This window comes from Paraglaciecola psychrophila 170 (assembly GCF_000347635.1).
Classification (GTDB): Bacteria; Pseudomonadota; Gammaproteobacteria; order Enterobacterales; family Alteromonadaceae; genus Paraglaciecola; species Paraglaciecola psychrophila.
In genome coordinates this window covers 25,463-37,706 of the sequence record NC_020514.1, presented here as the reverse complement: position 1 = coordinate 37,706, position 12,244 = coordinate 25,463, and the positions used below count along the sequence as shown (strand labels likewise).

9 protein-coding genes, 2 tRNA genes and 3 rRNA genes are annotated in these 12,244 nt (G+C 43.4%); 2 read left to right on the top strand and 12 right to left on the bottom strand.

What is annotated here, in order from left to right; translation table 11 throughout:
- Positions 1 to 7 precede the first annotated feature (7 nt).
- Positions 8 to 160, top strand: coding sequence for a hypothetical protein (locus tag C427_RS26105; RefSeq protein ID WP_007642319.1), 153 nt, complete (start codon positions 8 to 10; stop codon positions 158 to 160).
- Positions 161 to 920: 760 nt separating this feature from the next.
- Here the strand turns inward: C427_RS26105 and rrf are convergent.
- The 5 genes from rrf to C427_RS00145 form a co-directional block, all read right to left on the bottom strand.
- Positions 921 to 1,036: ribosomal RNA gene (gene rrf, locus C427_RS00165) — 5S ribosomal RNA — on the bottom strand.
- Between the two features lie 183 nt (positions 1,037 to 1,219).
- A 23S ribosomal RNA gene (locus tag C427_RS00160) occupies positions 1,220 to 4,097 on the bottom strand.
- 395 nt (positions 4,098 to 4,492) lie between these two features.
- Positions 4,493 to 4,568: transfer RNA gene (locus tag C427_RS00155), tRNA-Ala, on the bottom strand.
- A 34-nt stretch (positions 4,569 to 4,602) separates the two neighbouring features.
- A tRNA-Ile gene (locus tag C427_RS00150) sits at positions 4,603 to 4,679 on the bottom strand.
- Positions 4,680 to 4,802: 123 nt separating this feature from the next.
- Positions 4,803 to 6,339 (bottom strand): 16S ribosomal RNA (locus tag C427_RS00145).
- The 16S, 23S and 5S rRNA genes sit together here with 2 tRNA genes alongside, the layout of an rRNA operon.
- 473 nt (positions 6,340 to 6,812) lie before the next feature.
- Here C427_RS00145 and C427_RS00140 point away from each other — a divergent pair.
- On the top strand, positions 6,813 to 7,349 hold the full coding sequence (locus C427_RS00140; RefSeq protein ID WP_007634755.1) for a gamma carbonic anhydrase family protein: 537 nt from the start codon (positions 6,813 to 6,815) through the stop codon (positions 7,347 to 7,349).
- Positions 7,350 to 7,367: 18 nt separating this feature from the next.
- Here the strand turns inward: C427_RS00140 and C427_RS00135 are convergent, their stop codons facing one another.
- From C427_RS00135 to dprA, 7 genes are all read right to left on the bottom strand, one after another.
- Entirely contained in the window at positions 7,368 to 7,619 is a 252-nt protein-coding gene (locus C427_RS00135) for a hypothetical protein (RefSeq protein ID WP_034898514.1), read from the bottom strand.
- Positions 7,616 to 8,446 (bottom strand): shikimate dehydrogenase, encoded by an 831-nt coding sequence (gene aroE, locus C427_RS00130; protein ID WP_187292374.1) that lies wholly within the window; start codon positions 8,444 to 8,446, stop codon positions 7,616 to 7,618. Before aroE ends, C427_RS00135 begins: the two co-directional genes overlap by 4 nt.
- A complete protein-coding gene (hemF, locus tag C427_RS00125) occupies positions 8,437 to 9,354 on the bottom strand; it encodes an oxygen-dependent coproporphyrinogen oxidase (protein ID WP_007634749.1) in 918 nt (305 codons plus the stop codon). Before hemF ends, aroE begins: the two co-directional genes overlap by 10 nt.
- Positions 9,355 to 9,358: 4 nt before the next feature.
- Entirely contained in the window at positions 9,359 to 9,931 is a 573-nt protein-coding gene (locus tag C427_RS00120) for a Sua5/YciO/YrdC/YwlC family protein (protein WP_007634747.1), read from the bottom strand.
- A 74-nt stretch (positions 9,932 to 10,005) separates the two neighbouring features.
- Positions 10,006 to 10,566: a DNA topoisomerase family protein gene (locus C427_RS00115; protein WP_007634745.1), complete on the bottom strand. Its 561-nt coding sequence runs from the start codon at positions 10,564 to 10,566 to the stop codon at positions 10,006 to 10,008.
- Positions 10,567 to 10,604: 38 nt separating this feature from the next.
- On the bottom strand, positions 10,605 to 11,081 hold the full coding sequence (locus C427_RS00110) for a DUF494 family protein (RefSeq protein ID WP_007634744.1): 477 nt from the start codon (positions 11,079 to 11,081) through the stop codon (positions 10,605 to 10,607).
- On the bottom strand, positions 11,082 to 12,218 hold the full coding sequence (gene dprA, locus C427_RS00105; protein WP_007634743.1) for a DNA-processing protein DprA: 1,137 nt from the start codon (positions 12,216 to 12,218) through the stop codon (positions 11,082 to 11,084). It abuts the gene before it with no gap.
- Between the last annotated feature and the right edge of the window lie 26 nt (positions 12,219 to 12,244).

The window sequence follows — 12,244 nt, the reverse complement described above, 5'->3', positions numbered from 1 at the left end:
AAAGATTGTGGCGTTCCTTGCTCCCCGTGTCATCAAAGAAGTCATGACACAACGTTTTCAACAGATAGCAACAACGACGAATCCGGGTCGCCACACATTATTGACTATGGATGGTGTCAACTGGCATACACGAGATATTACGAAAGATATTTACACGTGAGCATTATGAAATTGCCACCGTTTTCACTTAAGCTTAATCGAATCGAATAAGTTTAGTCTTGGTTTAGATAGCATTGTTTAGCCAGTAGTTGTTTTGATGGATATGAAGACATTCTCAATTCTTGCACCTCAGCTTGGAACGACCTTATAAAATATAATCAGAAGGTTATAAAATTATATAGTCGGTATTGGATTGCAGAGGTCAATTAACTAATGAGATTGATATTATATCAGAACGAAATCAAGCTGCACGCTATACCATTATTATTGACTATGGTGCGGCTTAGCATCAACATTACTTGGCTGAAGAATTCACTAACCTTTCTATTATAAAGCCCTCACCCTATAAATCCGAGTTGAATCCAGTAGGACAGGTATGGCAAAGGCTTAGGCAGAATGAATTATCTAAGCGGTCCTTCGAAGACATTGAAAATATAATGGAATAATGTTTTAGAGCATGTAACAACTTCATCAGTGATAGCAAAAAGGTCGCCCATCTATGCTCTATAGATTAAATTGTGGTGGGAGATTAATTAAGGTAATTGTTATTAATAACACATAAAGTGAATTTCTTTAATGTGAACTAGGCATGGATAGTAGTTTGGGAACTAAATATGCAGTGCTTTCTCAAGTCTTAAATTCCGAAATAGCTTCGCGCTTAAGTACTGAGTCACCTTCTGCACACTAAAATGTGATGGCTATTTTCAAATCCCTGAAACGCAAAAAGCCACCTGTAAAGGTGGCTTTTTACTTAATTGGGAGCCTGGCAATGTGCTACTCTCGCATGGGGAAACCCCAAACTACCATCGCCGCTAATGTGTTTCACTTCTGAGTTCGGAATGGGATCAGGTGGGGCCACATCGCTATTGTCGCCAGACAAAAACTGTTATCTATCAAGCTTGCGCTCAATAAATCAATATGTAAAAGCTGATACTCTCCCCTTGCGGGTCAAGCCATAATCGATGCTAAAGAATGCCTCTAGTCTTACTCCTAATCTTGTATTATCTACTTGTCACTCATATAACACTCAGCACTTCTTGCGAAGCCACTTGGGCGTTGTATGGTTAAGCCTCACGGGCAATTAGTACAGGTTAGCTCAACGCATTGCTACGCTTCCACACCCTGCCTATCAACGTCGTAGTCTTCAACAACCCTTTAGGTACGTTAAACGTACAGGGATGACTCATCTTAGGGCTCGCTTCGCGCTTAGATGCTTTCAGCGCTTATCGATTCCGAACGTAGCTACCGGGCAATGCCTTTGGCAAAACAACCCGAACACCAGCGGTTCGTCCACTCCGGTCCTCTCGTACTAGGAGCAGCTCCCTTCAATCATCCAACGCCCACACCAGATAGGGACCGAACTGTCTCACGACGTTCTAAACCCAGCTCGCGTACCACTTTAAATGGCGAACAGCCATACCCTTGGGACCGACTTCAGCCCCAGGATGTGATGAGCCGACATCGAGGTGCCAAACACCGCCGTCGATATGAACTCTTGGGCGGTATCAGCCTGTTATCCCCGGAGTACCTTTTATCCGTTGAGCGATGGCCCTTCCATTCAGAACCACCGGATCACTATGACCTACTTTCGTACCTGCTCGACGTGTCTGTCTCGCAGTTAAGCTGGCTTATGCCATTGCACTAACCTCCTGATGTCCGACCAGGATTAGCCAACCTTCGTGCTCCTCCGTTACGCTTTGGGAGGAGACCGCCCCAGTCAAACTACCCACCAGACACTGTCCACAATCCCGATAAGGGACCTATGTTAGAACATCAAACCTACAAGGGTGGTATTTCAAGGTAGACTCCACACCATCTAGCGACAGTGCTTCAAAGTCTCCCACCTATCCTACACATGTAGGGTCAATGTTCAGTGCCAAGCTATAGTAAAGGTTCACGGGGTCTTTCCGTCTAGGTGCGGGTACACAGCATCTTCACTGCAATTTCAATTTCACTGAGTCTTGGGTGGAGACAGCGTGGCCATGATTACGCCATTCGTGCAGGTCGGAACTTACCCGACAAGGAATTTCGCTACCTTAGGACCGTTATAGTTACGGCCGCCGTTTACCGGGGCTTCGATCAAGAGCTTCTCCGAAGATAACCCCATCAATTAACCTTCCGGCACCGGGCAGGCGTCACACCGTATACGTCATCTTTCGATTTAGCACAGTGCTGTGTTTTTAATAAACAGTTCCAGCCACCTTTTCACTGCGGCCCCCATTCGCTCATGAAGCAAGTTCAATCACAAACAGAGGCGTACCTTCTCCCGAAGTTACGGTACGATTTTGCCGAGTTCCTTCACCCAAGTTCTCTCAAGCGCCTTAGTATTCTCTACCTGACCACCTGTGTCGGTTTGGGGTACGGTTCGATATATCATAAGTTTAGAGGCTTTTCCTGGAAGCATGGTATTTGCAACTTCAACTCCTTAGAGTCTCGTCTCGTGTCTCGAGCATGTAGTTTCCCGGATTTGCCTAAGAAACAACTCTACGCACTTTCACCTGGACAACCAACGCCAGGCTTGCATAACCTTCTCCGTCCCCCCTTCACTGATATACCAAGTACGGAAATATTAATCCGTTTCCCATCGACTACGCATTTCTGCCTCGCCTTAGGGGCCGACTTACCCTGCCCTGATTAGCATGGGACAGGAAACCTTGGTCTTCCGGCGGGGGAGTTTTTCACTCCCCTTATCGTTACTCATGTCAGCATTCGCACTTGTGATATGTCCAGCTCGCCTCTCAGCTCACCTTCAGCCACTTACACAACGCTCCCCTACCACGCAAAGTAAACTTTGCGTCCGCAGCTTCGGTATATTACTTAGCCCCGTTACATCTTCCGCGCAGGCCGACTCGACTAGTGAGCTATTACGCTTTCTTTAAAGGATGGCTGCTTCTAAGCCAACCTCCTAGCTGTCTTAGCCTTCCCACCTCGTTTCCCACTTAGTAATATTTAGGGACCTTAGCTGGCGGTCTGGGTTGTTTCCCTCTTCACGACGGACGTTAGCACCCGCCGTGTGTCTCCCGGATAGTACTCACAGGTATTCGGAGTTTGCAAAGGGTTGGTAAGTCGGGATGACCCCCTAGCCTTAACAGTGCTCTACCCCCTGTGGTATTCGTCCGAGGCGCTACCTAAATAGCTTTCGGGGAGAACCAGCTATCTCCGAGTTTGATTGGCCTTTCACCCCCAGCCACAAGTCATCCGCTAACTTTTCAACGTTAGTCGGTTCGGTCCTCCAGTTGATGTTACTCAACCTTCAACCTGCCCATGGCTAGATCACTCGGTTTCGGGTCTATACCTAGCAACTAAACGCGCAGTTAACACTCGCTTTCGCTACGGCTCCCCTATTCGGTTAACCTTGCTACTAAATATAAGTCGCTGACCCATTATACAAAAGGTACGCAGTCACAGAACAAGTCTGCTCCTACTGCTTGTACGTATACGGTTTCAGGTTCTATTTCACTCCCCTCACAGGGGTTCTTTTCGCCTTTCCCTCACGGTACTGGTTCACTATCGGTCAGTTAGGAGTATTTAGCCTTGGAGGATGGTCCCCCCATCTTCAGTCAAGATAACACGTGTCCCGACCTACTTAATATGGCAATAATGACGCTTCGTGTACGGGGCTATCACCCTGTATCGCTGTGCTTTCCAACACATTCCACTACTTCATTACTACTCGGCTGCTCCCCGTTCGCTCGCCGCTACTAGGGGAATCTCTGTTGATTTCTTTTCCTAAGGGTACTTAGATGTTTCAGTTCCCCTCGTTCGCTTCTTATAGCTATGTATTCACTATAAGATACCGCCGAAGCGGTGGGTTCCCCCATTCGGAAATCTGTGGGTCAAAGCATTTTGTCGGCTCTCCACAGCTTATCGCAGACTTACACGTCCTTCATCGCCTCTAACTGCCTAGGCATCCACCGTATACGCTTAGTCACTTAACCATACAACCCCAAATGACCTCTCTGTTACCTGAGTAACAGTGCGTTATTTGTCATCATCTCAGTAACGTCAGAGATAAATTCAAACAACTCGTCCACCCGCTCACCTTTTATTTGAGCGTTAGGTGCAACAACCGTCTAAACGGGTATTGCTGTCGTATGCGTGACAAGTTCTAATCACAAAATCAGATAGAGTAAGTTCCTAAGAACACTCTTTTAGTTTTCGATTACTTTTTATCAGCTTTCCATATTGTTAAAGAACATTGTGACCTGCGTTACACGCCGGCTACAATTAAGGTTTAAAAAACCTTAATCAATAAACACTGATTAGATATTATCTAATAGTACATATTGATTAAGGCTACTTAATCTTATGAGCAAATGATGTTCCACCTAAATGGTGGAGCCAAGCAGGATCGAACTGCTGACCTCCTGCGTGCAAGGCAGGCGCTCTCCCAGCTGAGCTATGGCCCCGCTTTATGCAGGCAATCTGTGATAATCACAAATTTGGTAGGCTTGGGCAGACTTGAACTGCCGACCTCACCCTTATCAGGGGTGCGCTCTAACCAGCTGAGCTACAAGCCTATTTCATGCTCTTGCTTGCGCAAAAACAAATAGTGACTTGTTACCCAAGCACTTCTTTTGCTCTTCTTATCAAAACAAAACAATCTGTGTGAACACTCAACGAAGCAAGGTCCGCCGTAATAGTAAGGAGGTGATCCAACCCCAGGTTCCCCTAGGGTTACCTTGTTACGACTTCACCCCAGTCATGAATCACAAAGTGGTAAGCGTCCTCCCGAAGGTTAGACTACCTACTTCTTTTGCAACCCACTCCCATGGTGTGACGGGCGGTGTGTACAAGGCCCGGGAACGTATTCACCGCAACATTCTGATTTGCGATTACTAGCGATTCCGACTTCATGGAGTCGAGTTGCAGACTCCAATCCGGACTACGACGAGCTTTAAGGGATCCGCTTACCCTCGCAGGTTTGCTTCCCTCTGTACTCGCCATTGTAGCACGTGTGTAGCCCTACTCGTAAGGGCCATGATGACTTGACGTCGTCCCCACCTTCCTCCGGTTTGTCACCGGCAGTCTCCTTAGAGTGCCCAACTTAAGGCTGGCAACTAAGGACAAGGGTTGCGCTCGTTGCGGGACTTAACCCAACATCTCACGACACGAGCTGACGACAGCCATGCAGCACCTGTATCTAGATTCCCGAAGGCACCAATTCATCTCTGAAAAGTTTCTAGTATGTCAAGAGTAGGTAAGGTTCTTCGCGTTGCATCGAATTAAACCACATGCTCCACCGCTTGTGCGGGCCCCCGTCAATTCATTTGAGTTTTAACCTTGCGGCCGTACTCCCCAGGCGGTCTACTTATCGCGTTAGCTTCGCTACCCACGGATTAAATCCACAAACAGCTAGTAGACAGCGTTTACGGTGTGGACTACCAGGGTATCTAATCCTGTTCGCTACCCACACTTTCGCACATGAGCGTCAGTCTTTGGCCAGGGAGTCGCCTTCGCCACTGATGTTCCTTCTGATATATACGCATTTCACCGCTACACCAGAAATTCCACTCCCCTCTCCAAGACTCTAGTCTGCCAGTTCTAAATGCTATTCCCAGGTTGAGCCCGGGGCTTTCACATCTAGCTTAACAAACCGCCTGCGTGCGCTTTACGCCCAGTAATTCCGATTAACGCTCGGACCCTCCGTATTACCGCGGCTGCTGGCACGGAGTTAGCCGGTCCTTCTTCTGTTGCTAACGTCATACCTGCTGGGTATTAACCAACAAGCTTTCCTCACAACTGAAAGTGCTTTACAACCCGAAGGCCTTCTTCACACACGCGGCATGGCTGCATCAGAGTTTCCTCCATTGTGCAATATTCCCCACTGCTGCCTCCCGTAGGAGTCTGGGCCGTGTCTCAGTCCCAGTGTGGCTGATCTTCCTCTCAGAACAGCTAGAGATCGTCGCCTTGGTGAGCCTTTACCTCACCAACAAGCTAATCTCGCTTAGGCCACTCTTTGGGCGAGAGGAGCAAGCTCCCCCCTTTGGTCCGTAGACGTTATGCGGTATTAGCTATCGTTTCCAATAGTTATCCCCCACCCAAAGGCATGTTCCTAAGTATTACTCACCCGTCCGCCACTCGACATCATCTAGCAAGCTAGACATGTTTCCGTTCGACTTGCATGTGTTAGGCCTGCCGCCAGCGTTCAATCTGAGCCATGATCAAACTCTTCAATTAAATATTAAAAATATGAATTTTTTTTGGTGAACTCTCACTTCGTGAGTGTCCACACAGATTGTCTTGTTCTAATTGTTAAAGAGCATGCTAACTGCGTTAGCGGCTTAAGTGGTTGTCCGTAGACCCTCTTAAGCGGGAGGCGAATAATACGCGGTTCCCATTTGATGTCAACAATTTAATTGATTTTCTTTTCAACTAAACCTGCTACACCCCGCAGCAAATATACGTTTACCGTATAAGCAACAAACTGGTTTACCCTGTTTGTTGCGAGTGACTCCGTTGTTTCCAACTCGTCTCCCCTGAAGCGAGGGCGCATTATAGACACAACAACTTTGCATGCAACCCCTAATTTACAATTATCGTTTAAGTGCTCATAAAGCAATCGACATGCACATATAAGTAGCTATTTGAGTTAATAAGGGTTTAATTCTTTTTGATATGATGTAACCCACAAACTTAAATTAGGAACAAACATGTCCATCCGAACTTATAAAAGTATATCCCCTAAGTTAGCAGATCATTGTTATGTAGATGCTTCATCCGTCATAGTAGGAGACGTTGAATGTGCAGAGCATGTCAGTATTTGGCCACTTGTAGCAGCAAGAGGAGATGTTAACTATATAAAAATAGGGGCTAGGACTAATATACAGGATGGAACCGTATTACACGTATCTCGAACAAGTGAAGCTAATCCCAATGGTTTCCCTCTTATAATAGGTGCAGATGTAACAGTGGGACATAAGTGTATGTTACATGGCTGTACTTTAGGAGATCGAATACTAGTAGGAATGGGAGCAATTATAATGGATGGCGTAATTGTAGAGGATGACGTGTTTATTGGAGCAGGAACATTAGTTCCACCTAACAAGACACTTAAAAGCGGCTATTTGTATAAAGGCAATCCTGCACAACAAGCAAGACCATTAAAAGATAGCGAAGTAGCATTTTTAAAACAGTCGGCATTGAACTACATAAAGCTTAAGGATGAGTATATTGAAGAAACTCGTTAGATTGAGCCTATAACAAATTCAGAACGCACAAATAAATTCAGCGGTGAGCCATATTTCACCGTCTGAATTTAATTTACCCTGTTCAAGTTCGCGTTCAATAATTTCTTCAATTTCAAACTGCTTAGTTTTGTAAAGTAAAGTTAATCCTTCTTTATTCAATCCACATATATAACAAGTCAATATCTGACCTGCCTCCATAATATCTATTTTAATTGCCTCCCTTGAACTTATATATGTACAACCATCTAAAACTTGAACGGTCTGATTCATAAAGTACTTCTTAGTTTCTGAATGACAGGTAATACATCAGGTCGGTAACCCGTCCATAAATAGAAACTTTCTGCGGCCTGCCCTACCAACATACCCAATCCATCAAAAGTGTTTAACACTCCTAATTTTTGCGCGTGTTGAAGAAATACAGTTGGCTTATCTGCATAGCTCATATCATATATACAAGCACCGCTACTAATTACAGAATCTGGAATAGAAGGCAACTCTCCAGACAAACTAGCAGATGTAGAATTAATAATTAGGTCAAAAGGTTGCTGAACTTCATTTAACTGATTGAGGTCTATGCCTACAAAGTTATCTTGAGGTAGCAATAAAGCTAACTGCTTAGCTTTTGCTTGTGTTCGGTTAGCAACCATCAATAATTTTGGCTCCAAGGCCAATATTGATTGTAATACTCCTCTCGCTGCACCACCAGCACCTAACAACAAGATACGAGCACCTTTAATCTGTACGTTTAAGCGCAGAAGATCTTGTACTAAACCTTTACCGTCCGTTGTATCGCCTAAAAAAGTACCGTCCTCTTTTTTAATAACTGTATTTACCGCTCCAGCAATCTTAGCACCTGCAGACAACTCGTTTACCCACCTTGCAACTTGCTCTTTAAATGGAGAAGTCACATTGCAACCTTGTGCATCTGCATCTACAAAAAAAGTAGACAGTGATGAAATAAAATCTTGTTCTGTTGCTAAAGTACGCTCATATGTGATTTCTAAGCCAGCCTGTTGCGCAAACATATGATGAATTAAAGGTGATTTACTTTGCGCTATTGGATTGCCAAATACGGTATATCTAGACACTATAACCATTCCCTTGGTTGTAGATAATTAGCATACAAATCTGCTTCTTTGCTTTCTGGCTCAGGCTCGTAACAATATTCCCAACGAACCAGTGGTGGCATAGACATCAATATTGACTCGGTACGCCCACCCGTTTGTAATCCAAATAATGTGCCTCGGTCGTATACTAGGTTGAATTCTACGTAGCGACCTCGCCTATAAAGTTGAAAATCACGCTCTTTTTTACCAAAAGTTATGTCTTTACGCTTTTCCACAATAGGTACATAAGCATCTAAAAATCCATTACCTACTGCCTGCATAAATTTGAAACTTTTTTCAAACCCATGTTTATTCAAATCATCAAAAAATAGGCCACCTACTCCACGTGTCTCATCTCGATGTTTTAAATAAAAGTAATCATCACACCACTTTTTGTATTCTGAATATACATTGTCACCGAAAGGCTGGCAAAGTTTATTAGCAACTGTATGCCAGTGCACAATATCTTCATGAAATGGGTAAAAAGGTGTGAGGTCAAAACCTCCACCAAACCACCACACTGGTTCTTCGCCGAGCTTTTCGGCAATAAAAAAACGTACATTAGCATGAGTTGTGGGTACAAAAGGATTATGAGGATGGATAACTAAAGACACACCCACGGCTTGAAAGCTTCTGCCCTCAAGCTCAGGCCTAGCAGCGGTAGCTGATGCAGGTAATTTTCCTCCAAAAACATGGGAGAAGTTAACACCGCCTTGTTCAATAAATTTACCGCCGGTTAACACTCGACTGCGACCGCCTCCACCCAGTTCTCGCTGCCAATTGTCTTCGACAAAACTTCCTTTGCCATCTACCAACTCTAAAGTTTGACAAATATTGTCTTGTAGCTTGAGTAAGTATTGCTTTACTTTTTCTATATCTGGTAATAAATCGGCTGTCATCTAACTAATTGTCTCTTATGGTTTGACCAGAAATCCCATGACGAATTCGGCTGGGTTTATTTGCCCCACCTAACGCACCGTCTACTAGTAATAAGGTCTTATCGAATTGTTGATATAATTGTTCAGTGTTTACCGCAGGTTTTACTCCAGATACATTAGCACTGGTGGATATCAAAGGCTTGCCAAATAACTCACATAATTGACTTACAACAAGGTGTTGGCATACCCGAACTGCAATTAAATCACTATCACCGGTAATCCATTTAGGTGTTTGTTTAGCAGCGGGTAATAACCATGTCACTGGACCAGGCCAGCTTGAAAAAATTTCAGTGCGTTTATGCATTGGAATCTTTGAATCATCGATATAAGGTAATAACTGTGAATAAGTTTTAGCGACTAGGATCAAACCTTTATCAACAGGACGTTGTTTCAGAGCCAGTAGCCTATGCACAGCAGCTTCATTATCTGGATCACATCCAAGTCCAAATACAGCTTCAGTTGGGTAAGCAATCAACGCCCCTTGCTGCAAAGTTTGAATGATAAGCTCTGCATCTTCAATTATTGATAGCAGTTTCATTTAATCCTAAATAAGTCTATTTTAACTCAAGTATATAATTCAAAGTGCAACACAAAAAAGACATTTATCGTGCGTTATTGAGGTTTAGGAATTTTACATTGACATTTTTTTTGTGGACATAACAGTTCAACTTCAGTACCACTTTTTTTCTCTTGCATGATCGGCCAGTAGCATTCTGGACATGGGTAATCAACAGGCGGAAAATTCAATAGATACTTACATTTAGGATAATTATCACATGCATAAAATGACTTGCCAAACTTATTTGCCCGCTTAGTAATATGTCCTTTTTTGCACGAGGGACAGTTTAATTGAGTTACCTCACTATTAGAGTTTGACTCAATATACTCACAATCAGGAAAGTCACTGCAACCAATAAACAACCCAAACCGCCCTTTTTTAATCACTAACTGAGATTGGCATAACGGACATACAGATCCCTCAATCTTTTTGATTTCTGCATTTTCATATTCGTGTAATGGCTTTGAAAAGTCACATTCTGGATAATGGCTGCAACCAATAAAAGCGCCAGACTTACCTCTTCTGATATTTAATTTGGCATTGCACTTGGGACAAGGCCCGAAAACTTGCTCAGACGCGTTAGCTGAAAACAGAGAGTGATCAATCTTAGACATTTATTAAATCACTCTTATTGTTTATAGATAAGAAACAATTAGTGAAGTGGACCTTCCGGCTCTTCAAATAACAAATCTTCCATCTGAGCGTAAGCATTTTCTTTACCTGGTACATTAAACAGCACCATCAACACGACCCATTTCATGTCCTCTAGACAAAATTCTTTGGAGTCAATCTCCATCACTCTATCAATCACCATTTCTCGGGTAAATGAATCTAATACATTGATTTGTTCGAGGAACATTAGAAAACCACGACACTCTACATCCAAGCGCATTTCTTCGTCTTGTGTGTAAACACGGGTAACAAAGGAATTAGGACCTTTAGCTAAATAGGGTTTTATATCTGTTTCTTGCAATGCAGCAAGTTTTTCTAACCAAGATAGCGCTTTATATATCTCATCATGATGAAAACCGGCTCTGACTAGTTCATCCGTCAACTCGTCTTGATCGACCCGTATTTCAGTTTCGTTATGAATAAAGTTTTCAAATAAGTACATGAGGATATCGAACATCTATTTTTTCCCCAATTTAATGTAACCGCCGGGAATAGAGGTCACTAGGCCGCGCAATTCATATTCTAATAATTGTGACATTACATCCGCTACTTCTATGCCGCTACGCTGAGCCACTATATCTACTGGCGTTACTTCAAAATCTACACTATCTAACAAATTGTCTGAAGCCAAGCTTTGTGACATGTTTTTTTCCAGTTTTTCTGCTTTTATACCTGAAGTAGATAAAATAAGATTTTGAAACTCTTCATTAATATCGTTTACACATGTCACCAGCTTTGCCCCCTGTTGTATTAAATAATGACATCCTGCAGTCATGGGGTTGTGAATATTTCCCGGTAGCGCAAATACTTCTCTATTTTGCTCTAAAGCACATCTTGCAGTAATTAACGAGCCACTCTTAATTGCCGCTTCAACGATTAAAGTCCCACCAGATATACCACTAATAATACGATTTCGTCTTGGAAAGTATTCTGGTCGTCCAGGCGTGTTAGGTGCAAACTCAGAAATAATCACACCATCATTTTGCAAAATCTGCTCAGCTAACACTATATGACGTCGAGGATACATTTTATCAATAGCCGTACCTAGAACAGCTATCGTTGTAAAACCTCCTAAAACAGCACCTTGATGGGACAACCCGTCAATGCCAAGGGCTAAACCACTGGTAACTGTCCAGCCGCATTCGCTTAACCGCCTACCAAAAAGTGTGGCGTTTTCCTTTCCCTGTGGGCTCGGAGCTCTACTCCCAACCATCGCAATCTGATGGTTATTTAAATGCTTTGGATTGCCATAACCGTATAATATTGGTGGTGGACTAGAAATCTGTTTGAGCAACGTTGGATAATTAGGATGATCGAAATGCAGTAGAAAACGGTTGTTAGTAATATTGAGCCAATGCAAGCTAACGTTTACGATATGCATATTAGGATATAAAATTGCTGCAACTTGTTGGGGATTAAAACCTAGCGCCTCTAACTGCCCTTTTGATGAATTAAATAAATCCGATAACCCCACAGCAAACTTTTGTTTTAATTTTTTCAAGCTTCCGACTGAAAAATTGGGAACTTGAGTCAACTTCAACCAATTTCCCAGCTCGCCCCTTTCACTACCTTCTAAATCAACATCCTGTTGCATATTTTTTCTCTAGGTAGTTAGCCCAC